General features: G+C 74.3%; 21 protein-coding genes. 7 read left to right on the plus strand and 14 right to left on the minus strand.

The genetic code is table 11. The features are described 5' to 3' along the window. Positions 1 to 54 precede the first annotated feature (54 nt). The 4 genes from KOV94_RS04340 (at position 55) to KOV94_RS04355 (ending at position 3,403) form a co-directional block, all read left to right on the plus strand. Positions 55 to 1,623 carry a sensor histidine kinase gene (locus KOV94_RS04340; protein ID WP_124341365.1) on the plus strand — a complete coding sequence of 523 codons (1,569 nt, stop codon included), beginning with the start codon at positions 55 to 57 and terminating at the stop codon, positions 1,621 to 1,623. 3 nt (positions 1,624 to 1,626) lie between these two features. Next, entirely contained in the window at positions 1,627 to 2,418 is a 792-nt protein-coding gene (locus tag KOV94_RS04345; RefSeq protein WP_124341364.1) for an HD domain-containing protein, read from the plus strand. A 273-nt stretch (positions 2,419 to 2,691) separates the two neighbouring features. Further along, positions 2,692 to 2,982, plus strand: coding sequence for a WXG100 family type VII secretion target (locus KOV94_RS04350; RefSeq protein ID WP_124341363.1), 291 nt, complete (start codon positions 2,692 to 2,694; stop codon positions 2,980 to 2,982). A gap of 142 nt (positions 2,983 to 3,124) precedes the next feature. After that, positions 3,125 to 3,403 carry a DUF4031 domain-containing protein gene (locus tag KOV94_RS04355; RefSeq protein WP_218051315.1) on the plus strand — a complete coding sequence of 93 codons (279 nt, stop codon included), beginning with the start codon at positions 3,125 to 3,127 and terminating at the stop codon, positions 3,401 to 3,403. A gap of 12 nt (positions 3,404 to 3,415) precedes the next feature. On the opposite strand, the gene atzF is transcribed toward KOV94_RS04355, so the two are convergent. From atzF to urtA, 8 genes are all read right to left on the minus strand, one after another. After that, the gene (gene atzF, locus KOV94_RS04360; protein WP_308160360.1) at positions 3,416 to 5,374 is read right to left on the minus strand and encodes an allophanate hydrolase; all 1,959 of its coding nucleotides are present in this window, start codon (positions 5,372 to 5,374) and stop codon (positions 3,416 to 3,418) included. A gap of 70 nt (positions 5,375 to 5,444) precedes the next feature. Continuing rightward, the gene (gene uca / locus KOV94_RS04365) at positions 5,445 to 9,092 is read right to left on the minus strand and encodes an urea carboxylase (protein ID WP_218051316.1); all 3,648 of its coding nucleotides are present in this window, start codon (positions 9,090 to 9,092) and stop codon (positions 5,445 to 5,447) included. A 303-nt stretch (positions 9,093 to 9,395) separates the two neighbouring features. Then, positions 9,396 to 10,166 (minus strand): GntR family transcriptional regulator, encoded by a 771-nt coding sequence (locus tag KOV94_RS04370; protein WP_124342101.1) that lies wholly within the window; start codon positions 10,164 to 10,166, stop codon positions 9,396 to 9,398. 202 nt (positions 10,167 to 10,368) lie between these two features. After that, positions 10,369 to 11,064 (minus strand): urea ABC transporter ATP-binding subunit UrtE, encoded by a 696-nt coding sequence (gene urtE / locus KOV94_RS04375; protein WP_218051317.1) that lies wholly within the window; start codon positions 11,062 to 11,064, stop codon positions 10,369 to 10,371. Further along, positions 11,064 to 12,128: an urea ABC transporter ATP-binding protein UrtD gene (urtD, locus tag KOV94_RS04380; protein ID WP_225916102.1), complete on the minus strand. Its 1,065-nt coding sequence runs from the start codon at positions 12,126 to 12,128 to the stop codon at positions 11,064 to 11,066. Before urtD ends, urtE begins: the two co-directional genes overlap by 1 nt. After that, positions 12,125 to 13,288, minus strand: coding sequence for an urea ABC transporter permease subunit UrtC (gene urtC / locus KOV94_RS04385; protein WP_218051318.1), 1,164 nt, complete (start codon positions 13,286 to 13,288; stop codon positions 12,125 to 12,127). The genes urtD and urtC overlap by 4 nt, the downstream gene beginning before the upstream one ends. Beyond that, positions 13,285 to 14,169: an urea ABC transporter permease subunit UrtB gene (gene urtB, locus KOV94_RS04390; protein WP_218051319.1), complete on the minus strand. Its 885-nt coding sequence runs from the start codon at positions 14,167 to 14,169 to the stop codon at positions 13,285 to 13,287. The genes urtC and urtB overlap by 4 nt, the downstream gene beginning before the upstream one ends. A gap of 91 nt (positions 14,170 to 14,260) precedes the next feature. Beyond that, entirely contained in the window at positions 14,261 to 15,523 is a 1,263-nt protein-coding gene (urtA, locus tag KOV94_RS04395; protein ID WP_124342105.1) for an urea ABC transporter substrate-binding protein, read from the minus strand. A 239-nt stretch (positions 15,524 to 15,762) separates the two neighbouring features. Between urtA and KOV94_RS04400 the strand changes: the two genes are divergently transcribed. Together KOV94_RS04400 and KOV94_RS04405 are read left to right on the plus strand one after the other, a co-directional pair. Next, complete coding sequence (locus tag KOV94_RS04400; protein ID WP_124342106.1) at positions 15,763 to 16,989, plus strand: pyridoxal phosphate-dependent aminotransferase; 1,227 nt, start codon at positions 15,763 to 15,765, stop codon at positions 16,987 to 16,989. Positions 16,990 to 17,117: 128 nt separating this feature from the next. Continuing rightward, entirely contained in the window at positions 17,118 to 18,140 is a 1,023-nt protein-coding gene (locus KOV94_RS04405; protein WP_218051320.1) for a S66 family peptidase, read from the plus strand. Positions 18,141 to 18,278: 138 nt separating this feature from the next. Here KOV94_RS04405 and KOV94_RS04410 read toward each other — a convergent pair whose 3' ends face one another. From KOV94_RS04410 to groL, 3 genes are all read right to left on the minus strand, one after another. Next, a complete protein-coding gene (locus tag KOV94_RS04410; protein ID WP_124342108.1) occupies positions 18,279 to 18,950 on the minus strand; it encodes an SIMPL domain-containing protein in 672 nt (223 codons plus the stop codon). Positions 18,951 to 18,972: 22 nt separating this feature from the next. Continuing rightward, the gene (locus KOV94_RS04415) at positions 18,973 to 19,713 is read right to left on the minus strand and encodes a hypothetical protein (RefSeq protein ID WP_124342109.1); all 741 of its coding nucleotides are present in this window, start codon (positions 19,711 to 19,713) and stop codon (positions 18,973 to 18,975) included. Positions 19,714 to 19,953: 240 nt separating this feature from the next. Beyond that, positions 19,954 to 21,579 (minus strand): chaperonin GroEL, encoded by a 1,626-nt coding sequence (gene groL, locus KOV94_RS04420; protein WP_124342110.1) that lies wholly within the window; start codon positions 21,577 to 21,579, stop codon positions 19,954 to 19,956. A gap of 251 nt (positions 21,580 to 21,830) precedes the next feature. On the opposite strand from groL, the gene KOV94_RS04425 reads away from it, so the two are divergent. Next, the gene (locus tag KOV94_RS04425; protein ID WP_218051321.1) at positions 21,831 to 23,450 is read left to right on the plus strand and encodes a glycoside hydrolase family 15; all 1,620 of its coding nucleotides are present in this window, start codon (positions 21,831 to 21,833) and stop codon (positions 23,448 to 23,450) included. Between the two features lie 162 nt (positions 23,451 to 23,612). Here KOV94_RS04425 and KOV94_RS04430 read toward each other — a convergent pair whose 3' ends face one another. The 3 genes from KOV94_RS04430 to KOV94_RS04440 all read right to left on the minus strand — a co-directional run bounded on the left by KOV94_RS04430 (position 23,613) and on the right by KOV94_RS04440 (position 24,884). After that, positions 23,613 to 23,816, minus strand: coding sequence for a cold-shock protein (locus KOV94_RS04430; RefSeq protein WP_013769803.1), 204 nt, complete (start codon positions 23,814 to 23,816; stop codon positions 23,613 to 23,615). A gap of 121 nt (positions 23,817 to 23,937) precedes the next feature. Further along, positions 23,938 to 24,543: a LytR C-terminal domain-containing protein gene (locus KOV94_RS04435; RefSeq protein ID WP_218051322.1), complete on the minus strand. Its 606-nt coding sequence runs from the start codon at positions 24,541 to 24,543 to the stop codon at positions 23,938 to 23,940. 29 nt (positions 24,544 to 24,572) lie between these two features. After that, complete coding sequence (locus tag KOV94_RS04440) at positions 24,573 to 24,884, minus strand: DUF3263 domain-containing protein (protein ID WP_124343644.1); 312 nt, start codon at positions 24,882 to 24,884, stop codon at positions 24,573 to 24,575. Positions 24,885 to 24,898: the final 14 nt, after the last annotated feature.

Consider the following 24,898-nt stretch of genomic DNA (forward strand, 5'->3'; position numbering starts at 1 on the left):
GACCCGGCACCCCCGGCGGTCCCCGGTCCGACGGCCTCGTCCTCCGCGCCTCCCGTGCCGTCCGAGGACGAGCCCGACACGCCCGGCTCCGCACGCCCGACGCGGCCCACGTCGCTGCGCGCGCGGTGGGACGCCGTGCCGCTCGTCCACCGGCTCGTCGGCATCATCACCGTCCTCGTGGGCCTCGGCCTCGTGCTCGCGGGCGTGGTGAGCGCGACGCTGCTCGGCGGGACCATGGTCGGGCAGGTCGACGAGAAGCTCGAGTCGGAGGGCTTGAGCCTCGCGCAGCAGCAGCTCGACTCCCTCACGCCGTTCGGCAGCACCCTCGCGCCCAGCGACTACTACGTGCGCGTGCAGGTCGGCGGGTTCGAGAACGTCAGCCCGCCGTCGCGGTCCGCGCGGCTGCGCTACGGCGTGCCCGTCGTGCCCGACCTCACCGCGGCACAGGCGACCGCACGTCGCGGCGAGCCGTTCACCGTCCGGTCGACCACGGACGACTCGCGCTGGCGGGCGGTGGCGTACCCGTTGACCGTCGAGGGCGCGACCGGGTCCGTGGTCGTCGCGCTGCCCCTCGGCGACGTGCAGAGCACCGTGAAGCGGATGGTGCTCGTGCTGGTCGTCAGCGGCGTGGGGATCGTCCTGCTCGGCGCGCTGGCCGGCGCGTGGGCCGTCCGGCGCTCGCTGCGCCCGCTGCGCGAGATCGAGTCGACCGCCGCCGCGATCGCCGCGGGCGACCTGTCCCGCCGCGTCCCGCCCGCGCCCGAGCAGACCGAGGTCGGGCGCCTGTCCGCCGCGCTCAACGGCATGCTCACGCAGATCGAGCAGGCGTTCGCCGCACGCACCGCGTCCGAGGCGCGCATGCGCCGGTTCGTCGCCGACGCGTCGCACGAGCTCCGCACCCCGCTCGCCGCGATCCGCGGGTACGGGGAGCTGTACCGGATGGGCGCGCTGCGGGAGCCCGCGCAGGTCGACGAGACCATGCGGCGCATCGAGGACTCCGCGACCCGGATGGGCGGGCTCGTCGACGACCTCCTCGCCCTCGCACGCCTCGACGAGAACCGTCCCCTGCGGCGCGAGCCCGTCGACCTCACCGTGCTCGCCGCCGACGCCGTCAGCGACCTGCACGCTCTCGACCCCTCGCGCACCGCGCGGCTCGTGCCGCTCGTCGCCGGGGCGCCGTCCGGACCGCACCTCGTCCTCGGCGAGGAGCCGCGGCTGCAGCAGGTCGTCGCGAACCTCGTCGGGAACGTCGTGCAGCACACCCCGCCGGGCACGCCTGTCGAGCTGGCCGTCGGCACCGCACCCGACGGTCAGGCCGTCCTCGAGGTGCGCGACCACGGGCCCGGCATCGACCCCGAGCACGCCGCGCGGGTGTTCGAGCGGTTCTACCGCGTCGACGCGTCCCGCGGCCGGGACTCCGGTGGCGCCGGGCTCGGCATGGCGATCGTCGCCGCGATCGTGACCGCGCACGGCGGCACCGTCGGCCTCGCGGAGACGGACGGAGGCGGCACCACGGTGCGCGTCGTGCTCCCCGCGGCGCGCGCCGAGGATCCCGAACCGGGCCCCCCGGTGCCGTCGCGAGGCTCTACTATGGCGCGTCCTGACCATCGGCGTGAGGCTTGATCCATGGGCGTCCATGACGCACCCCAGTGGCTGTTGTCCGCGTTCCAGCGCAGCGCACAGGGGGCCGGAGCGACAGCGACGACGGAGGAGATCCGTGACGTCGGGCAGGCGCTCGTCGACAGGTGGTCCGCACCCGGCCGCGACTTCCACAACCTCAAGCACCTGGTCGACGTGCTCGTCCGCGTCGACGAGCTCGTCGAGGAGACCCACGAGCCCGACCTCGTGCGGCTCGCCGCCTGGTACCACGGCGCGATCTTCGACTCCGCCGAGCGCAAGGCGTACGCCAACCGCGGCGGCGAGGACGAGATCGCGAGCGCCCGGCTCGCCGTCGACGAGCTGACCCGCCTCGGCATCCCTGAACGCGCGACCCGGCGCGTGCACGACCTCGTCGTCGCGCTGGTCCGGCACTCGCCCGACCCGGCCGACTTCGACTGCGCCGTGCTGTGCGACGCGGACCTCGCGATGCTCGCCGCCGAGCCCCAGCGGTACAAGTCGTACCTGCACGACGTGCGCGCCGAGTACTCGCACCTGCCCGTCGAGGCGTACGTCCGCGCGCGGCTCAAGATCCTCGACAAGCTGCTGCGACGCCCCTCGCTGTTCTCGAGCCCGCTCGGTGCCGCGTGGGAGGAGCCGGCGCGGCAGAACATCTCCGCCGAGAAGCAGCGGCTGGAGAAGGAGCTCGCGAAGATCGACGCCGAGGCCCTCGCGGCGCAGCACGCCGAGTCCGCGGCCCTCGAGGCGTCCGACGGCGCGGCCGCTCAGGCCGCCGTCCGCGCGTCCAGCGGCGACCGGTAGGACACGCACACCTGCGACATCTGCGGAGCCGGGCTTCGACCCCCGACCCGTGGAGGCACGGGCGCGCCACCTGGTGCGCTCGTCGCCGGCTCCGCCGACCGCTGTCGGCCCGCCCGCTCATGCGGTCGCCGTCGAGCCGTCCACAGCCCGGGTTCCCTGACGTCCGTGCACCGCGTCGCGCCTCGACCGTTCGACGACCGACGTCCGCTCCCTAGCGTCGTGCCGCACGAGGTCCCGCCAGGAGGGCGGGGCCGTCGGAGTCGGGAGGTCCGCATGAGCAGGTACGAGGTCGACAGCGCGCACGTCGCACAGGCCGCCGCGGGGGTGCAGGCACGGGCCGCGTCGATCCGCAGCGAGGTCGCCGCGATGCACCGGCAGCTCGCCGACCTGCAGGGCACGTGGCGGGGTTCCGCCGCGACGGCGTTCGCGGGCGTGGTCGCGAACTGGTCCTCGACGGAGGCGAGGCTCGAGCAGGCGCTCGACCAGATCAGCGCCGCGATGCACAGCGCCGCGCAGACGTACGCCGACGCGGAGGCCCAGGCGTCGCGTCTGTTCACGGCCTGACGGTCTCCGGTCGCGATCGTGCGACCGGAGCGGTGTCGAGCAGGAGCGCGAGCGGCAGCGGCAGCGACAGGGCCCGCGTGACACGCACCCGGCGGTGCGGTCGACGACGCGGTGGCACGACGGGGCACCTAGGCTCGGTCGTGTGACCGTGCTCGTCGACCCGCCGCTGTGGCCCCGGCACGGCACGACGTGGGCGCACCTCGTCAGCGACTCCTCGCTCGACGAGCTGCACGCCTTCGCCGCCCGCGCCGGGCTCCCCCGGCGCGCGTTCGACCTCGACCACTACGACGTCCCCGACGAGCGGATCACCGAGCTGGTCGCGCTGGGTGCGCAGCAGGTCAGCGCGGGCGACCTGATCCGGCGCCTGCGGGCGTCGGGCCTCCGCGTCCCGGCCCGGGACCGCGGCGCGTCCCGGCACTGACGGGCGGGCCCGTCACGCTCCGGCGCGGAGGGCGGCCACCCAGCCACCAGCCCAGGTCAGGTCGGCGCCCGCGAGTCCTGACTCGGCGGTGCAGCCGAAGCCGACCACCCAGGTTCCGTCCTCGAGCTCGACCTGACCGAGGTTCAGCGGTCCGGGCAGCGCGGCGAGCAGACGTCCGAGCGCGCCCGGCGCGACGCGCCAGACCTCACCGGCGATCGGTGCACCGTGGCCCGGGCCGACGCGGACCAGGCCTGGCTTGCGCGGGGTCGTGTCGAGGGCGACGAGCCGGTAGGCGTCCGAGGTGCGCACGCTCGCGACGAATCGCGCGCCCAGGTCCTCGAGCTCGCCGTTGAGGGGCTGACCACGCAGGTGCGCGCCGACGACGAGCACGTCCACGCCCGGTGCGACGACCAGAGGCGCGGCCAGGAGGGGGGCCGGGGGCGCACCGGACGTCGACGGTGCGGGGGCGGGCGGGGGCGTGTCGGTCGGCGAGGTCGCGGTCGGGACGGGCGTGAGAAGGCGGGCGGCGAGGTCGAGGGCGAGCTGGTCGTCGAAGGCGCGGGCGATCACCGTCACGCCGAACGGGCCACCGTCGGCCTCGCCCGCGGGCACGGCGACGGCCGCGAGGTCGAGGAGGTTGACGAAGTTGGTGTAGGTGCCGAGGCGGCGGTTGAGCCCGACCGGGTCGGCCTGGACCGCGGCGATCGTCGGGTGCTCGGTCGTCGTGGGCAGCAGGAGGAGGTCGCAGCCGTCGAGCGCCACGAGCGCGTCCGCCCGCGCGGCGTCGAGGCGGGCGCGGTCGGCGACGTAGGCGTGCGCGGGCACGTCGCGGCCGCCGCGGATGATCGCCGCGACGGTCGGGTCGGCGTCGACGGGGTCGGTGTCGAGGAACGCCCCGACGGCCTCGTAGCGCTCGGCGACGATCGCGCCGTCGTACAGCAGCGTGGCCGCGTCGAGCATCGCCGAGACGTCGACGGTGCGGACACGGGCTCCCGTCGCGACGACGGCCGCGACCGCCTCGTCGAACGCGGCGCGCCAGCCCGGCGACAGGGGTGCGAGGTCCTCGGGCCGCGGCACGGCGACGACCGGTGTCGCGCGCAGCGCGAGTCGCACGTCCGCGGGCCACGTGCGCCCCGACGGATCGGCGGCGTCCGGGCCCACCATGAGGCGGGTCGCGAGCGCGCCCAGCGCGAGGTCGCGGGTGAACGTGGTCACCACGTCGTACGTGCGGCACGCGGGCACGACGCCCGCGGTCGGGACGAGCCCGACGGTGGTCTTGATGCCGACGATCCCGTGGAACGCGGCGGGCACGCGACCGGACCCCGCGGTGTCGGTGCCGATCCCGACGTCGGCGATCCCGAGCGCGACCGCCACGGCGGAACCCGAGCTCGACCCTCCCGACACCCGGTCGGGCAGCGTCGCGTGCCGGACGGCGCCGAACGGGCTGCGCGTCCCGACCAGGCCGGTCGCGAACTGGTCGAGGTTCGTCTTGCCGAGCACCACCGCGCCCGCGTCGACGAGCCGCTGCACCGCGGGCGCCGTGACCGCGGCCGGTCCCGGGCGTCCGGCAGCCGACGTCGCGTACGACGGGCACGCCGCGGTCGTCGGCAGGCCGGCGACGTCGACGTTGTCCTTGACCGCGAGCACGACGCCCGCGAGCGGCAGGTCGGCACCGGCCGCGACGCGCGCGTCGACCTCCGCCGCCGCCGCGAGCACGTCGGCACGGTCCACGAAGGTGATCCACGCCTCGGGCCGGTCCACCGCGTCGAGCCGTTCGAACGCTGCGCGCACACGCCGCACGGCGGCGCCATCGGCACCGCCCACCACGACGGCACCGACGGCACCGCCCGCCACCACGGCACCGTCGGCGCCGGCGACGCCGCCGCTCGTCGCCCCCGCCCCCACCAGGTCCACCACGTCGTCCACCTTCTCCGTCGTCGCCGCGCTCCCGGCCTGCTGCACCACCGTCACGCGTCCCTCCCCGTCACGCACGCCGTCCGCGCACGGTCGACCACCCGGCTCACGCACACCGTCAGTGCCGTCACGAGCCCACGGCCAGGATCGCGAGCGGCGCGCCGGGCGCGACCTGCTGACCGGGCGAGACGAGCACCTCGAGCACGCGCCCGTCCGCGGGTGCGACGACGCCGAGCTCGAGCTTCATGGCCTCGAGCGCGACCAGCAGGTCGCCCTCGCGGACCTGGCTGCCCGACGCGGCCTCGACCCGCCACACGCTCCCGACCATGGGGGCCTCGACGAGCACGTGCCCGTCGGCGAGCTCGATCTGCGCCACCCCGGCAAGGCCCGCCCCGGCGGGCCCGGCGTCGGGTGCGGGCTCGTCGTGCGCGTCGAGCTCCCCGGCGGCGGCCCAGGCGGCGCGCTCCTCGGCGAACGCGGCGGCCTGCCGGGCCTGGAAGGCGGCGATGTCGTCGGCGTGCGCGGCAAGCAGGTCGAGGTGCTCGCGGTAGGAGAACGTGCCGTGCTCGACCTCGACGTCGAGCCGCCCGGCGGCGAACGCGGCGCGCTGCTCGAGCAGCTCGGCGGCACCGACGGGGTGCCAGACGACGCGGTCGAAGAACCGCAGCAGCCACGGCTTGCCGGGCTCGAAGACGCCGCGCTGCCGGTGGCCGGACCAGATGGGCACGGTCCGCCCGACGAGCTGGTAGCCCCCGGGCGAGTCCATGCCGTACACGCACAGGTACTGCCCGCCGAGGCCGACGGTGTCCGCGGCGGTCCACGTGCGGGCCGGGTTGTACTTGGTCGTCATGAGCCGGTGGCGCGGGTCGAGCGGTACGGCGAGCGGGGCGCCGAGGTAGACGTCGCCGAGCCCGAGGACCAGGTACTCGGCGCTCGTCATGGTGTCGAAGACGTCGTCCGTCGACGGGAGCCCGTTGATGCGGCGGACGAACTCGATGTTCGACGGCAGCCACGGCGCCTCGGGGCGGACGCCCGCCTGGTAGCGGTGCACGGCGTCGGCGATGACGGGGTCGTCGAAGGACAGCGGCAGGTGGACGCGGCGGCTCGGGACGACGAGGTCGGCGGTCGCGGGCAGGGCGGCCTCGAGCTCGACGAGCACCGTGACGAGCGCGCGGACGGGCAGCACGTCGGGGTCGACGTGCACGTGGAGGGACCGGACGCCGGGCGTGAGGTCGACGACGCCGGGCAGGTCGCGGGCCCGCAGCGCCTCGGCGAGCGCGTGGACGCGCATGCGCAGGCCGAGGTCGAGCACCATCGGCCCGTACTCGACGAGCACGTTGTCGTCGCCGCCGCGCAGGTAGACGACCTCGGGCGTGCCGAGCGGGTCGGCGGCGTCGCCGGCGACGCGGGCGAGCACACCGTCGTCGCCGTCGGGGCCGACCCCGAGACCGCCGGGGACGGACGCCGCGGAGCGCAGGGCGTCCGACCCGCGCAGGGCGTCGGCGGTCGCCTCGGGGACGGGCACGAGCCGGACGGTGTCGCCGGGCCTGATCTGCCCCATCTTCCAGCGGTGCCCGGCGACGACGGTCACGGGGCAGGCGAACCCGCCGAGGCTGGGACCGTCGGGCCCGAGCAGGATCGGGGTGTCGCCCGAGACGTTGAGCGCGCCGACGGAGTACGGGTTGTCGTGCAGGTTCGACGGGTGCAGCCCGGCCTCGCCGCCGTCGGGTCGCGCCCACTGCGGCTTCGGCCCGGTGAGGCGGACGCCGGTGCGGTTGGCGTGCGTCTGCACCTGCCAGGTCGCGTCGTAGAGCATCCGCATGTCGTCGGGCGTGAAGTACGTCGGCGCGGGCTGCGGGCCCTCCTGGACGGCGACCTCCCACGCGTGCACGAGCTGCGGGCGGACGTCGTGCGGGACGGGCGCGACGGGCGGCGCCTCGGCGTCCACCGCCGCCGGGACCAGGGTGTCGCCGAGCGCGAGCGCCCGACCGGTGTAGCCGCCGAACCCGCCGAGCGAGAACGTCGACGCCGACCCCAGGTAGAGCGGCACGTCGAGCCCGCCGCGCACGAGCACGTAGGTGCGCAGGCCCGCGCCCGACGGCGCTCCGACGTCGAGCACCGAGCCCCCGGGCACGACGACCGGCTCCCACTGCGGCACGGGCTCGCCGTCGACGGTGACGGGCGCGTCGGCGCCGGTCACGCACACGACGGCCTCGTGGCTGAACCGCAGCCGCGGACCGGTGAGCGTGCACTCCAGGCCGGGTGCGCCCTCGGGGTTGCCGAGCGCGCGGTTGCCGAGGCGGAACGACAGGTCGTCCATCGGGCCGGACGGCGAGATGCCGACGTCCCAGTGGCCGAGGCGTCCGGGCCAGTCCTGCACGGTGGTCATGACGCCGGGCCGCTCGACGGCGATGTGCGGCTCGTCGTCGACGACGCCGCCCAGCGTGCCGGTGGTGTGCGTCGCGGCCCGCACGGACGGGTCGGCGACCGCGGCGCGCAGCAGCGGCAGGTTCGTCTGGAGGCCCGACATGCGCGTGCCCGCGAGCGCGGCGGCCGACGCGGCGAGGGCGGCGTCGCGGTCGTCGGCGTGCACGATCACCTTGGCGAGCATCGGGTCGTAGAGCGTCGTGACCTCCTGCCCGGTCTCGGCCCACGCGTCGATGCGCACCCCGGTCGACGGGTCGGGGTAGACGACCTCGGTGAGCAGCCCGGCGCTCGGCTGGTGGTCCTTGCGCGGGTCCTCGGCGTACACGCGCGCCTCGACCGCGTGCCCGCGGATCTCCGGTCCGGCGTCGGGCACGTCGTCGAGGAACGACGCGTCGCCCTGCGCGAGCCGGATCATCCACGCGACGAGGTCCACGCCCGTGACGGCCTCGGTCACCGGGTGCTCGACCTGCAGGCGGGTGTTGACCTCGAGGAACGACACCTCGCCGCGGTCGACGTCGTAGACGTACTCGACGGTGCCGGCGGAGCGGTAGGCGACGGACGCCGTGAGCGCCCGCGCGGACTCGTGGAGCGCGGCGCGGACGTCGGACGGCAGCGCGGGGGCGGGTGCCTCCTCGACGACCTTCTGGTGGCGACGCTGGAGCGAGCAGTCGCGGTCGCCGAGGCTCACGACCCGACCGGCGCCGTCGCCGAAGACCTGCACCTCGAGGTGCCGCGCACGGGCGACGTACCGCTCGAGGAAGACACCCGCGGACCCGAACGACGCCGCGGCGATGCGCTGCACGCGGTCGAACGCGGCGACGAGCTCGCCGGGGTCGGCGCACGCCTGCATGCCGATGCCGCCACCCCCGCCGACGGCCTTGACCATGACGGGATACCCGACGACCTCGGCGGCGGTGAGCGCGTCGGCGACGGTCTCGAGCAGACCCGAGCCCGCGACGAGGGGCACGCCCGCCGCGCGCGCGGCCTCGCGGGCCTCGTGCTTGTCGCCGAACACGGACAGGTGCGCGGGCGTCGGCCCGACGAACGCCAGCCCGGCGGCCTCGACCTGCGCGGCGAACGCCGCGTTCTCGGACAGGAACCCGTAGCCGGGGTGGATCGCGCCCGCGCCGGTCTCGGCGGCGGCGTGCAGGACGAGCTCGGTCCGCAGGTAGCTCTCGGCGGCCGGGCCGGGTCCGAGCCGGACGGCCTCGTCGGCGAGGCGCACGTGCGGGGCGGCCGCGTCGGCGTCGGAGTAGACCGCCACCGTCCGCAGGCCGAGGTCGCGCGCGCTGCGCAGGATGCGGACGGCGATCTCGCCACGGTTGGCGACGAGCAGGGTGTCGAACACGGCGTCCCCCGGTGCGGTCGTCGGACCGGCCGCACCCGCAGCCTCGACGGCGGCGGATCACGATCGGCGGGTGTGTATACACCCCGGTATCCCGCACGCTACGAACCGCTTGTTTCCCACCCCACCGCCCCGCGTAAACGTCGCGTTACGACGGCTCTCGCCGCCCCCGCCGGACGCCGCCGGGTGCCCGGCATCTGTCGACCCGGGGCTGGGTACCGGTGAGATGCTGGTTCCGGTCACCAGCCCCGGGTCGCCCGACGCCGACGAGAGAGGAACGCGGCGAGGGCGACGCCGCGCAGCAGGTCAGCCGGCGAGGGCCATGCGGGTCATGGCGCTGGTGGCACGCTCCATGACGACCTCGAGCGACTCGCCGACGTGCTTGTGCAGGGCGGTCAGCGCCTCGGGGAGGCGGCGCTCGAGGACGAGCTCGACGATCTCGATGTGCTCGTCGATGGTGAGCGCGATGCGGCCGGTCTCGACGAAGTCGTGCATGCGCACGGCACGGATCTTCTGGTTGACCGTGACGAGCGCGTCGGTGAGCTGCGCGTTGCCCGACGCGCGCGACAGCGCCTGGTGGAACCGCTCGTCGAGCAGCACGAACGACGGGTCGGGCTCGGGCGGCGCGTCGCGCAGGACGTACCAGCGACCCAGCTCCTCGCGCAGGACCGCCTCGTCGTGCCGGACCGACGGGTTCTCGATGGCGCGCGCGATGCCGCGCAGCTCGAGGGTGATGCGCAGCTCGTAGAGGTTGCGCAGGTCCTCGAGGCTCGGGACGACGACCGCGTACCCGTAGTCCGTGCGCTCGACGAGCCCGTCGGACAGCAGCCGGGACAGCGCCTCGCGCACGGGGGTGCGGGACACCTCGAAGGCCTTGCCGAGCTTGGGCTCGGTGAGCCGCTCGCGCGGGGAGATGCGTCCGTTCAGGATGTCGTCGCGGAGCCGGTGGTAGACGACCTCGCGCAGCGACCGCGCCTCGGCGGCGGCCTCGTCCGAGGTCCCGACGGGCGTCGCTCCGACCGTGCCGGTGGCCGTGTCGGCGGCCGTGGTGGACGGGCCGGTCAGGCCGGTGCTCATGCTCACGGAGCCTAGTCCTCCCCCGCGACACGTCCGGGGCGCGACGCTCCCCCGCCGCCCACGGCCCTCGCGACCGAAGCGGTCCCGGCGAGCGCTGCGACACGCACCGCCGACCTGCCGTCGCCGACCCTCGGACGCGCGGCCGTCGTCATGCGGGCCCCGACCCGAGCACGCGTTGCCGCCGTCATGTCCGCACCGACGGTCACAGGGCCATCGCCGCCCGCACGTCGGCCTCCTGCTCGGCCCCGCCGGCCCCCGTGCTCGTGACGCGGCCGGACTCGAGCACGTAGTACCGCTGGGACGCGGCGAGCGCGAAGCCGACGTGCTGCTCGACGAGCAGGACGGTGAGCCCGCGCTGCGCGGTGAGCGTCGCGACGGCGTCCTCGATCTCCTGCACGACGGACGGCTGGATGCCTTCCGTCGGCTCGTCGAGGACCAGGACGCGCGGCCCGGTGACGAGCGCACGGGCGATCGCGAGCTGCTGCCGCTGACCGCCGGACAGCAGCCCGGCCCGCCGCGAGAGCAGCCCGCGCAGCGCAGGGAACAGGTCGAGCGCGTCGTCCACGCGCGACGCGCCGGCCGACCCGGCGCCGTCGGCGACGAGCTGCAGGTTCTCGCGCGCGGTGAGCTGCCCGAACGACTGCTGGCCCTGCGGCACGTACGCGAGCCCGCGGCGGACCCGCTGGTGCGGGCGCAGGCGCGTGACGTCCTCGCCGTCGAGCGCGACGCGGCCCGACCGGACGGGCAGCAGCCCGACGGCGGCGCGCAGCAGGGTCGTCTTGCCCGCGCCGTTGTGGCCCAGCACGGCGGTCACTCCCGCGTCGGCGACGGACACGTCGACGCCGTGGACGACGGAGGTCCGTCCGTACCCGACGTGCACCCCGGTGAGCTCCAGCATCACGACACCTCCGTGGACGATGCGGACGAGGACGCGGACGACGGCGAGCCCGCCGACGGCGGTGCGGACGACGAGCCGCCAGACGTCGCGGACGACGAGACCGCCGCCGGGGTGGTGCCCGCGACCGTCGCCGCCGACGCCCGCGCACCGGCGTCCCGGCCCAGGTACACCTCGACGACCTTCGGGTCGGCCTGCACCTGCGCGACGGACCCCTCCGACAGCACCGACCCCTGGTGCAGGACGGTGACGGACGACGCGAACGCCCGCAGGAACTCCATGTCGTGCTCGACGACGACGACCGTCCGCTGCTCGCCGATGCGCTGCAGGAGGCGCCCGGTCTGCTCGCGCTCGGACTGCGACATCCCGGCGACGGGCTCGTCGAGCAGCAGCAGGCGCGCGTCCTGCACGAGCAGCATGCCGATCTCGAGCCACTGCTTCTGGCCGTGCGCGAGCACCCCGGCGGGCAGGTCCCGCACGTGCCCGAGGCCGACGGTGTCGAGCGCAGCCTCGACGTGCTCGGGCACGTCGGTCCGGCGTCGCAGCATCGACCACGGTCGACGCGACGAGCCCGCGGCGATGTCGAGGTTCTGGAGCACGGTGAGCTCGTCGAACACGGACGCCGTCTGGAACGTCCGGCCGACGCCCGCACGGGCCGTGCGGTGCGACGCGCGCCCGACGAGCTCGACGCCGCCGAACCGCGCGGACCCGGTCGCGGGTGCGAGGCCCGTGATGGCGTCGACGACGGTCGTCTTGCCCGCGCCGTTGGGGCCGATGAGGAACCGCAGGTCACCCTGGGTGACCGTGAGGTCGATGCCGTCCACGGCGACGAACCCGTCGAACACGACCCGCAGGTCGCGCACCTCGAGGTAGTCGTGGCGGAAGCGCTCGCCGGGAGCCGCGATGACGGCCTCGAGCGCCTCGGTGTCCAGGCCGGTCGTGCCGTCGACAGGCCCGTCGAGCGGGCCGCCGTCGACCGTGCGGCCGTCGACCGTGCCGCCGTCGACCGGCTCGCCGCCGGTCGACCCGTGCGTCGAGGGCGCGGCGTCGTGGCGCTCGGTGCTCATGCGTGCCTCCCGCTGACGGCGGGGTCGTGGACCCCGGACTCGTGGTCGTCGCTGCGCGGCGCGTCCCGCAGCACCGCGTCACCCGCGTCATCGCCGCTGTCCCCCGACCCGGCCACGGACCCGCCGCGCCGTCGCCGCCAGACCTGACCCAGCGTGGCCAGGCCGTTCGGCAGGAACGCGACGACGACGACGAACAGGGCACCCTGGAAGTAGGTCCAGAACGACGGGAACGACTCGGACAGGCTGGTCTCGGCCCACGAGACGCCGATCGCGCCGAGGACCGGTCCCAGCAAGGTGGCCCGGCCGCCGATCGCGACGCCGACGAGGAACGCGATGGACGGCACGACGCCGACGTCGGCGGGCGAGATGATCCCGACGATGGGCGTGAACAGCGCCCCGCCGATCGCGGCGAACGCGGCGGCGACGGTGTAGGCGACGACCTTGACGAGCGCGGGGTCGTAGCCGAGGAACCGCACGCGGTTCTCCTGGTCGCGGACCGCGACGAGGAGCTCGCCGTAGCGGGACCGCATGAGCAGCCGGACGGCGGCGACCATGAGCAGCAGCACGACCGCGGCGATGTAGTAGAGCATCCGCTTGTTGACGGGGTCGGACAGGTCGTAGCCGAAGAAGCCCCGGAACCCGTTGAGCCCGTTGGTGCCGCCCGTGACCTTCTGCTGGCCGATCAGCAGGATCGCGAAGGCGGCGGCGAGCGCCTGCGAGAGGATCGCGAAGTAGGCGCCGCGGACGCGCCGCTTGAACACCGCCAGCCCCAGGAGCGCCGCGAGACCGGCCGGGAGCAGCAGGACCGCCAGGATCGTGACGACCGGCGAGCGGAACGGCTCCCACCACCCCGGCACGGTCCCGTCGCCGTACAGCAGCATGAAGTCGGGCACGCCGCCCGGGCCGGCGTCGGCGAGCTTGAGGTGCATCGCCATGAGGTAGCCGCCGAGACCGAAGAACACGCCCTGCCCGAGCGTGAGCATCCCGCCGCGGCCCCACGCGAGGCCGATGCCGACGGCGACCATCGCGAGGCACAGGAACTTGCCGAGCAGGTTGAGCCGGAAGTCCGAGAGGACGGCGGGTGCGACGCCGAGCAGCAGCGCCGCGGCGAGCAGGAAGCCGCCCCACACGCGGGCGCGCGGGCCGAGCCGGGCGCTCACGCGAGGCTCCGGGTCCGGACCGAGACCAGGCCCTGCGGCCTGACCTGGAGGAACGCGACGATGATGACGAACACGAGCACCTTGGCGATCGAGGCGGTCGTCGAGTACTCGATGCCGGCCTGCAGCAGCCCGAGCCCGACCGCCGCGATGACCGCGCCCTTGAGCTGGCCGATGCCGCCGACGACCACGACGAGGAACGCGTCGACGATGTAGTTGGTGCCGAGCGTCGGGCCGATCGACCCGAGCAGCGTGAGCGCGACGCCCGCGACCCCCGCGACGCCGGACCCGAGGAAGAACGTCAGCCGGTCGGTCGCACGCGTCGAGATGCCCGACGTCTCCGCGAGGTCGCGGTTCTGGACCGTCGCGCGGATGCGCCGGCCGAGCGGCGTGAACCGCAGCGCGAGGGACAGCGCGACGACGGCGAGGACCGCCAGCGCGAGGATGAACAACCGCGTCTTGGGCACACCGACGCCGAGGATCTCGACGGCGCCCGACAGCCAGGACGGCGCCCGCACGTCGACGTTCGGCGCCCCGAAGACGTCGCGCGCGGCCTGCTGGAGCACGAGCGCAACGCCGAACGTGACGAGCAGGGTGTCGAGCGGCCGCGTGTACATCCGTGAGATGAGCGTGACCTCGAGGATCAGGCCGAGCAGCCCGCCGACGAGGAAGCCGATGACGAGCGACACGAGCAGCGAGACGCCCGCGTCGGCGATCACGCCCTGCACGACGAACGCGGTGTACGCGCCCGCCATCATGAACTCGCCGTGCGCCATGTTGATGACGCCCATCTGACCGAACGTCAGCGCGAGCCCGAGCGCCGCGAGCAGCAGCACCGACCCGAGGCTGAGCCCGGCGAAGAGCTGGGAGACGAGGGCGTCCATGCGCGGCCCGTCCTTTCCTGTGGTCCGGGGACGAGGAGGCGGTGGTGCCCCGACGCGCGTGCGTCGCGCCGGGGCACCACCGGTCAGCGGGTCAGGACAGGCCCTCGGCCCAGTCGTAGCCCTCGAGGAACGGGTCCGGCTCGATCGGGCCGTCGGACGACCACTCGGTGTAGATGAGGCCGTCGGGGCCGATCTTGCCGATGAGCGCGGTCTTGGCGATGTGGTGGTTGTCGCCGTTGACGGTGACGGTGCCCTCGGGGGCGTCGAAGCTCACGCCGTCGGCCGCCTCCTGGATGTCCGCGACGTCGAAGGACTCGGCCTTCTCGACCATGCCCTTCCAGAGGTAGAGCGACGTGTACGCGGCCTCCATCGGGTCGCTCGTCACGCGGTCGTCGCCGTACTTCGCCTTGAACGCGGCGACGAAGTCGGCGTTCTCGGGGCTGTCGACCGTCTGGTAGTAGTTCCACGCGGTGAGCTGGCCCTCGATGTTCTCGATGCCGATGCCGCCGACCTCCTCCTCCGCGATCGACACGGACACGACGGGCAGCGCGTCGGCGGTGAGGCCGACGTTCTTGTACTCCTTGAAGAACGCGACGTTGGAGTCGCCGTTGAGGGTGTTGAACACCGCGTCGGCGCCCGAGCCCTTGAGCTTGGTGACGATCGTCGCGAAGTCGGTGTGGCCGAGCGGCGCGTACTCCTCGCCGACGATCTCGACGCCGTTCGCCTCGGCCCAGGCGACGATCTCCTTGTTGGCCGTGCGCGGGAACACGTAGTCCGAGCCGACGAGGAACAGCTTCGTCTTGCCCTGCTCCTTGAGGTACTCGACGCCCGGCAGGATCTGCTGGTTCGTCGTCGCGCCCGTGTAGAAGATGTTCGGCGACGCCTCCAGGCCCTCGTACTGGACCGGGTAGAACAGCAGCGCGTCGTTGCTCTCGAACACCGGGAGCATCGCCTTGCGCGACGACGACGTCCACCCGCCGAAGACGGCCGCGACGCAGTCGGACTTGATGAGCTTCTCGGCCTTCTCGGCGAACACCGTGGGCTCGGACGCGCCGTCCTCGCCGACGATCTCGAGCTGCTTGCCGAGCACGCCGCCACCGGCGTTGATCTCCTCCGCCGCGAGGTCGAGCGCGTCACGGACGGTCTGCTCGGAGATCGCCATCGTGCCCGACAGCGAGTTGAGGAAGCCGATCTTGATCGAGTCGCCGGACGTGTCGACGCACGACGCGGAGCCCGACGCGCTGGAGTCGCCGGAGGAGCCGGCGTCGGTCCGGGAGCCGCAGGCCCCGAGGGCCAGGACGAGCGCGACGGCGGCCGGGGCGGCGAGCGCGCGGGTGGTGAGGAGTCTGGTCAACGGACGTGCCTTTCGCTGGGGACGAGCTCACGGACGAACCGGACGAGGCACGAGGACAGCCGCAGGCACCGCGCTGTGTCCCGGGGTGTATACATCCCTGTGCCCATGCCCGGAGACGCTAGGGACGGGATGTTTCCGCCAACGCCCCGCGGCTGTGAACGGTCTGTTTCGCCCTGGTCCCGGTTCGGCCACGACGGGCCGTCCGTCAGGCGCGGTCAGGTCCGGCGTACGCTCCCGACATGCCGCACCTGCGTCCGCTCGACCAGTCCTCCAAGCTGAAGAACGTCCTCTACGAGATCCGCGGCGCGGCGCTCGACGAGGTCGCGCGGCTGGAGTCCGAGGGGCACACGATCCTGCGGCTCAACACCGGCAACCCGGCGGCGTTCGGGTTCGAGGCACCGCACCAGATCGTCCGCGACGTCATCGCGTCCATCCCGAACGCGCACGGGTACACCGACTCGCGCGGCATCCTGTCGGCCCGTCGCGCGATCGTCACGCGGTACGAGACCGAGCCGGGGTTCCCGCAGATCGACGTCGACGACGTGTTCCTCGGCAACGGCGTGTCCGAGCTCATCACGATGGTCATGCAGGCGCTGCTCGACGAGGGCGACGAGGTGCTGATCCCGTCACCGGACTACCCGCTGTGGACCGCGATGACGTCGCTGTCGGACGGCGTGCCCGTGCACTACCGGTGCGACGAGTCGAACGGGTGGCAGCCCGACCTCGACCACCTGGAGTCGCTCATCGGGCCGCGCACCAAGGCGATCGTCGTCATCAACCCGAACAACCCGACGGGCGCGGTCTACTCGCGCGAGACGCTGACGGCCATCGCCGACATCGCGCGCCGGCACTCGCTCCTCGTGCTGGCCGACGAGATCTACGACCGCATCCTGTTCGACGGCGCGGTCCACACGCCCATGGCGACCGTCGCGCCCGACCTGCTGACGCTCACGTTCAACGGGCTCTCGAAGACGTACCGCGTCGCCGGCTACCGCTCGGGCTGGCTCGTCGTGACCGGGCCGCGAGAGCACGCGGCGGGCTTCCTCGAGGGCATCGAGCTGCTCGCGTCGACCCGCCTGTGCCCCAACGTCCCCGCGCAGCACGCCGTGCAGGCCGCGCTGGGTGGCGTGCAGTCCATCGAGGGGCTCATCGCGCCCGGCGGGCGGCTGCACGAGCAGCGCGAGGTCGCGTGGCGCGGCCTGACGTCGATCCCCGGCGTCACGTGCGTCCGCCCCGACGGCGCGCTCTACCTGTTCCCGCGCCTCGACCCCGAGGTGCACGAGATCCACGACGACGCACGCCTGGTGCACGACCTGCTGGTGAGCGAGCACATCCTGCTGGTGCAGGGCACGGGCTTCAACTGGCCCACCCCCGACCACCTGCGCGTCGTCACGCTCCCCGAGGCGCGCGTCCTCGCGGAGGCCGTGGAGCGCATCGGCAACTTCCTGTCGTCCTACCGGCAGTAGCCGCCCGGGCCGCGCAGCGCTCTCGTCGAGACCGACATGGATGCCGTCCGGCACCCGTGAGCGACAAACCATGTCGGTCTCGCCGGGGACGGGTGCCGCGCCGCGCGCCGGGCTGGGAGACTCTCCCGGTGATCCGGTACCCGCGTCCCCTGGTCGACGGTGACGTCGTCGCCGTCCCCGCGCCGTCTGCCGGTGTCGAGCCGCGCCACGCGGCACGGCTCGACGTGGCCGTCACGTCGCTCCGGTCCCGCGGATGGCAGGTGCGCGTGGGCGAACTGGTCCGCGGCGAGGGGATCGCGAGCGGTCCGGCACCCGCGCGCGCCGCGGAGCTGACGCGGTTCCTCGTCGACCCGGACGTGCGTGCCGTCGTCCCGCCGTGGGGCGGCGAGATCGCGATCGACCTGCTGCGCCTGCTCGACTGGGACGCGCTCGGCGAGGACCCGACGTGGTGCGTCGGCTTCTCCGACATCTCGACGCTGCTGCTCCCGCTGACCCTGCGCACAGGTGTCGCGACGCTGCACGGGCAGAACCTCATGGACACGCCGTACCGGGTTCCGTCGCCGTTGCTGCCCTGGACGGACGTGGTCACCGCTCCGGCCGGCGCGGCGCTCACGCAGGGCGCGGCCGAGGCGTACCGCGGCAGCGGCTTCGACGACTACGCGACCCACCCGGAGGTCGACCGGTTCACCCTGGACACACCGGGCGGCTGGACACGGATCGACTCGGAGGGCGACGTCGACGTGCGCGGCCGGCTGGTCGGCGGCTGCCTCGAGACGGTGTCGCACCTGGCCGGGACCCCGTACGGCGACGTGGCGCGGTTCGCGGCGACGCACGCACCCGAGGGGCTGGTCGTCTACGTCGAGTCCGCCGAGTCGCACGCCGCCGACACCACGCGCCGTCTGCTCGGCCTCCGGTACGCGGGCTGGTTCGACGCCGCGACCGCGGTCCTCGTCGGGCGCACCCGCGGCGCCGACCTGCCGGGATGGACGCAGCACGACGCCGTGCGGCACGCGCTCGGCGACCTGGGCATCCCGGTCCTCGTGGACGTCGACTGCGGCCACGTCCCGCCGCACCTGTCCCTGGTCAACGGCGCCCTCGCGCACGTGACGCACTCGGCGACGGGCTCGTCGATCACCCAGCACCTCGTCTGACCCGGCGAGCCGGCACCTCGCACGCTCGAACGCTCGAACGCTCGAACGCTCGAACGCTCGAACGCTCGAACGCGCCATCGTGACCGTACCGGACCCGGTTGACGTGCCCGAGGGCGCGTTCGGCGCCGCTCCGAGCGGTCAGGACGCGGCGAAGCGGGCGTGGACCCGTGCGGCGACGGTGATGTCCTCGGGCTTGAGGTCGAGGCCACCCGTGGGCCCGGCGGCGGCTGCGGCGCGCGACATCTGCGCGACGCCCGGGTCGCTCGTCGGGCGGGACTGGTCGCCCAGCATCCCGGGGTCGGCGACCGCGAGGGGCCGGACGGCCGACAGCCCGAGCGCCTGCGCGTAGGTGGTGGCCGTCGCGACGGCGTCCTGGACGGCCCGCGTGCGGGCGTCGGCGGTGAGCCGGGTCCTCGTCACCTCGGTGAGCGCCCACTCGATCCCGCTCACGGTGACGCCGTCGCGTGCGGCGACGTCCTCGACCCATGCGGCGAGGCGCGCGAGGTCGCGGAACTTCACGTCGAGCCGCACGGCGGCGTGGTGCACGAGGGGCAGCTGCTTGCCGTCCTTGTTCCACGGCCGGTCGGACCAGACGCGGATGCGGTCGGACGACCACCACGTGACGGCGGGTGCCGCCGGGTCGGTGAGCCGCTTCGCCTCGTCGGCGAGCCGGCCGTGCTCGCGCAGCGTCCGCTCGACGACGCGCTCGCGGTCGGGGCCCTCGAAGCCGACCGTCAGCACGACGGTCCCGCGCTCGGCCGGGTGGTGGTGGTCGAACCGTCCTTCGACGGTCACGGTCGTCTCGTGCACACCGCGGAGCGTAACCCGGCGCTCAGACGATCTTCGGGAACGCCAGCAGCAGCACCGCGCCCGCGACGAGCAGCACGAGCGCGACGCCCAGGACCACCCAGCGCAGGCGCTCGGTGCGGCCGCGGGTCGACAGCGACGCGAAGAACAGCACGAGCGCGAACAGCACCGTGAGGAACGTGTACCGGTCGCTGCGCTCGTCGAGGAGGAGACCGCGTGCGAACCACTCCTCGGCGCGCTGGTCGGCCGCCGCGGCCTCGGCGGTGCCCGGCGGCTCGTACGACGGCATCGCGAACGGGCTGCGCGGCGCAGACGGGTCCTGCAGCGGCTTGAGCGCGAGCCACGCGTCGACCGCGGGCGCGAAGTGCGGGCTGAACCGCTGCCTGACGAACTCCGCCAACGGCTGGTCGTCCTGCGCGACGGCCTCCACCCACACCGCGAACGTCTGCAGGTCGTAGCCGCGCGCCGCGTCCGCCTCGGCGGCGTGCCGGCTCGCCTCGATGCGCGACGACGACGCCTTCGAGAACGCGATCGACATCTCGCCGCCCCACTGGCTCGCCTCGAACACGCTCCACGCCGTGAGGACGGCGGTCACCGACAGCACGACCACGGTGACGATCTCGCGGACGTGTCCCTCGCGGCGCGCGTGCGCGTGCGGCCGGTGCGCGTCCGCGGTCTCGTCCTCGCGGTGCGCGGCGGCGTGCTCAGCCTCGCGGTGCGCGGGGACCTCGTGCTCGCGGACCGCGGCGTCGTGCTCGTCCGGCATGGCGACCTCCCGACGGCCGCCCGTCCCGCGGGCGCCTGCGGGCACGGTAGGTCGGTGCGCCGTCGCGGCACGTCACCCGGCAGGGGTGACCGTCACTGCGGGACACGGTCGGACGTGGGGCCCGGCGCGCCGCAGCAGCACGAGCGCGACGAGGGGCCGGCCACCCGCAGGTGACCGGCCCCTCGTGCCGTGCTGGGTCGTGCAGTGCGGCCGTCAGGCCGCGCGACTCACGTCAGCGGATCAGAATCCGCCGCCGAAGTCGTCGCCACCGCCGGCCGGGAGGGCCGGAGCCTTCTCGGGCTTGTCGGCCACGACGGCCTCGGTGGTGAGGAACAGCGCCGCGATGGACGACGCGTTCTGCAGCGCGGAGCGCGTGACCTTGACCGGGTCGTTGACGCCGGCGGCCAGCAGGTCCTCGTACGTGTTGGTCGCGGCGTTGAGGCCGTGACCCGTCGGCAGGTTGCGGACCTTCTCGGCCACGACGCCGCCCTCGAGACCGGCGTTGACGGCGATCTGCTTGAGCGGGGCCTCGATCGCGGACTTCACGATGAGCGCACCGGTCAGCTCGTCACCCTCGAGGTCCAGCTTCTCGAACGCGAGCGCGCCGGCCTGGATGAGGGCCACGCCACCACCGGCGACGATGCCCTCCTCGACGGCCGCCTTGGCGTTGCGCACGGCGTCCTCGATGCGGTGCTTGCGCTCCTTGAGCTCGACCTCGGTGGCCGCGCCCGCCTTGATGACGGCGACGCCGCCGGCGAGCTTGGCGAGGCGCTCCTGGAGCTTCTCGCGGTCGTAGTCCGAGTCCGAGTTCTCGATCTCGGCACGGATCTGCGAGACGCGACCGGCGATCTGCGCGGCGTCGCCGGCACCCTCGACGATCGTGGTCTCGTCCTTGGTGACGACGACCTTGCGCGCCGTGCCGAGGACCTCGAGACCGACCGTGTCGAGCTTGAGGCCGACGGTCTCGGAGACGACCTGGCCACCGGTGAGGATGGCGATGTCCTGCAGCATGGCCTTGCGGCGGTCGCCGAAGCCCGGCGCCTTGACGGCGATGGACTTGAACGTGCCCTTGAGCTTGTTCACGACGAGCGTGGCCAGGGCCTCGCCCTCGATGTCCTCGGCGACGATGAACAGCGGCTTGCCGGACTGGATGACCTTCTCCAGCAGCGGCAGCAGGTCCTTGACGTTCGAGATCTTCGACTCGACGAGCAGGACGAACGCGTCCTCGAGGACGGCCTCCTGGCGCTCGGGGTCGGTCACGAAGTACGCCGACAGGAAGCCCTTGTCGAAGCGCATGCCCTCGGTGAGCTCGAGCTCGAGGCCCAGCGCGGACGACTCCTCGACCGTGATGACACCCTCCTTGCCCACCTTGTCGAGGGCCTCGGCGATGAGCTCGCCGATCGCGGTGTCACCGGCGGAGATGGCGGCCGTGGCGGCGATCTCCTCCTTGGACTCGACCTCCTTGGCCTGCGCGAGGAGCTGCGTCGTGACGGCCTCGACGGCCTTCTCGATGCCCTTCTTCAGCGCGATCGGGTTCGCACCCGCGGCCACGTTGCGCAGGCCCTCGCGGACGAGCGCCTGGGCCAGGACGGTCGCCGTCGTCGTGCCGTCACCGGCGACGTCGTCGGTCTTCTTGGCGACCTCCTTGACGAGCTCCGCGCCGATCTTCTCGAACGGGTCGTCGAGGTCGATCTCCTTGGCGATGGAGACACCGTCGTTGGTGATCGTGGGGGCGCCCCACTTCTTGTCCAGCACGACGTTGCGGCCCTTGGGGCCCAGGGTGACCTTGACGGTGTCGGCGAGGACGTTGAGACCCCGCTCGATGCCGCGGCGGGCCTCCTCGTTGAAGGCAATGATCTTGGCCATGGGGCTGTGATCCTTCGCTCGGTTTGCGTGGTGGCCGCCGGGTGCCCGCGACGGACGACGCGCCCCGCGCGGTCATGTCCCGCGACGCGACGCGCCTCACCGGGCGGCCGATGCTTCTGTCACTCTCGACCCGAGAGTGCTAAGTCAATGGTTAGCACTCGACCCCTGCGAGTGCAAGGCGCGTTCGCCCAGGGACGACCTCACCCGCCGAACCGCCCGGACGCGCACGCCCGCCGGTCTATCGTGCGCGTGTGCCAGGTCACACCGGGGTGGTCGACGACGTCGTCGACGCCGTCACCGTGCCGACCGGCACCGCGTCCCGCACGCATGCGCCGCCTCCCGGGCGCTCCGCGACCCCGCCGCGCACCGCCGCCGCACCACCCCGCCCGCACCCGCGGCCGCGGCCCGGCACCGCCCGCCGTCCGCCGAGCCCTCTCGCGCGCGTCGCCACCGCCACCCTCGGCGGCGTCGTCGCCCTGGCCGTCCTCGCCGCGCACCTCCCCCCGGCCGGCCGCTCCGCGCCGCGCACCGCGCCACCCGCCGCGGTCGTCGGCCCGCCGACGACGTGGGCGCAGATCCCGCTCTACCAGGAGACCGTCACGCTGCTCCCCGACGGCACCCGCGCCGAGGTGCGCAGCGGCACCGACCCGACGTTCCTCCCCGGCTCGCGCGTGCTCGACCCTGCGGCGGCGACGCTCGCGGAGGCGTTCGGCGCGTCCTCGGCCGCGGCGGCGACGTCACACGGGGTGCCGCGGGCCGACGCGGCCGCGCAGGTGCAGCGCGACTGGCTCGCGGCCGGGACGGTCCCGGGCGCGGGCGGCCCGTACGAGCCGATGGCCCGCGCCGCGCTCCTCGACCTGCGCACGCTGCTGCTGCCGGGCGGCGCCGCGGTCGCGGGGTGGTCGGAGCGCTGGCGGTACGTGTGGCCGCGCGACGCGGCGTTCGTGTCCGTGGCGCTCGCCCGCACCGGTCACGTCGAGGACGCGCTCGACGTGCTCGCGTTCCTCGACGGCGTCCAGGCCGCCGACGGCTCGTTCCAGGCGCGCTACCTGCCCGACGGCTCCGGCCCGCCCGACGACCGCGGCGTGCAGACGGACGGCACGGGCTGGGCGCTGTGGGCGGCCGGGCTCGTCGTCGCCGAGCTCGACGACCCCACCGAGCGCGCGGCGGCCGCGCACCGGCTGCACCCCCTCGTCGTCCGCTCGACGCAGCACGTGAACGCCCTGGTCGCGGGCACGGGCCTGCCGCCCGCGTCGCCCGACTACTGGGAGGTGCCCGAGCGCTCGCTGACGCTGGGCACGGTCGTGCCGCTCGTCGCGGGCCTCCAGCAGGCCGACGGGCTGCTCCGCCTGACGGGTGACGTGGCCCTCGCGGACGCCGCCGCCCGCGCGGCGACGCGCAGCCAGGTCGCGACCATCCGCGAGTTCGGCGGGTCGGGCTACGCACGGTACGCGGCGGGCGGCCACGCGGACGCGGCGACGGCGTTCCTGCTCACGCCGTTCCTGCGGGCACCCGCACCGGGCGCGCACGACGCGTGGCTCGCGTCCGTCCCCACGATGCGTCGACCGGCGAGCGGGCTCGCACCCGGCGCGGGGTGGCGGGACGACGGCGTCTCCTGGACGCCGCAGACGTCGCTCTACGCGTGGGTCGCGGCGGAGAACGGCGAGCCGGGGCTCGCGCACGGCTGGCTCGACTTCCTCGACGCGCACCGCACGACGGCCGGCTCGATCCCGGAGAAGGTGCTCGGCGACGGGTCGCCCGCCGCGGTCGCGCCGCTCGCGTGGAGCGCCGCGTGCGTGCTGCTCGCGCTCGACGCGCTCGACACCGCCGCGTCGACGACCGCCCCGCACGCGGCCCCGCTCCCCCGCTGACGACGCTCCCCGCCGACGTCGCTCGGCCCCTCGTGCACCCGGCCGCCGTCGGGCAGGAACGCGCGAGGGCCGCGCACCACGGTGGGTGCGCGGCCCTCGCCGATGCGTCCGACGTGGACGTCCGGAGCTGGAGTGCCGGGGAGACGACGCCGGGGCGTCAGGTCAGACGGGGCGAACCTGCTCGGCCTGCGGGCCCTTCGTGCCCTGGCCGACCTCGAAGTCGACCTGCTGGCCCTCCTCGAGGGTCCGGTAGCCGTCGACCTGGATGGCGCTGAAATGCACGAAGAGGTCCTGCCCTCCGCCGGTCGGGGTGATGAAGCCGTACCCCTTCTCCGCGTTGAACCACTTCACGGTGCCCTGGGCCATGCGAACTCCTCGACGATCGGTGCGCCGCGGGCTCCGCCGGCCCCCGGTGCGCGTGAGCCTAGTGGTCACGGGCATGCCACGACCAGGGTCATCTCGGAGGTGACCAGCGCGTCGACCCCGGTCAGGCGTCGGGGTCGGTGCGCAGGACGACGACGATGCCGTCGCCCGCCTGGTCCGGGTCGAGCGTGACGGCGGTGAGGCCGAGCGTCTGGGCGACGAGGTCGGCGGTCGACCGCAGGTCCTCGCTCGCGTAGAAGACGGTCGAGTCGGTCACGCCCTCGCCGTCGGAGTTGCCGGTCGTCGCGGCGGTGAAGCCGGCCTCCTGGAGCTTGGCCTGCTGCCGGGCGGCGACCCCGCTCACCCCCGAGGCGTTGAGCACCTGGACGGGCGTGCTGAGCACGGGCTCGACCGCGGGCGGCGCCTCGCTCTCGACGGGCGGCTCCTCCGTCCCGTCGGCGGGCGTCTCCTCCGTGCCGTCGGTCGTGCCCTCGTCACCGGTCCCGCCGTCGTCGACGGTCGAGCTCCCGGGCGAGTCGTCGGCCCCGTTGATGATGCCCCACGCCGTCACGGCGCCGTAGGCGAGGACGGGGGCGAGGACGAGGACCGCCAGGAACGGCCACCACCGGCTCCACGCCGAGCGCGGCGCACGGTGGACACCGCGCGGTGCGTCGGGGTCCGCAGCGGCGTCGAACTCGTCGTCCGGGTAGGGGTAGTCCGCCTTGCTCACGGCCGCAGGCTATCCGCTGGACCTGGGGCTCAGGCGTCGGTCGCGAGGCGACGCGCGGTACGGGCGCGCTGACGGGACTGCCGCAGGCGCCGCAGACGCTTGACCAGCATGGGGTCGTGGGCCAGGGCCGCGGGCTCGTCGATGAGGGCGTTGAGCACCTGGTAGTACCGCGTGGCGGACATGTCGAACAGCTCGCGGACCGCCTGCTCCTTGGCGCCGGCGTACTTCCACCACTGGCGCTCGAACGCGAGGATCTGCTCGTCGCGCTCCGTCAGGCCGGAGGTTCCCCCGTCCGGCCCAGCGTCGACGGTGCCGATCGGGAGCGCGGTCGCGGTGTCCATACGGCCTCCTCGGT

Source organism: Cellulomonas algicola (assembly GCF_019024305.1).
GTDB classification, from domain to species: Bacteria; Actinomycetota; Actinomycetes; order Actinomycetales; family Cellulomonadaceae; genus Cellulomonas; species Cellulomonas algicola.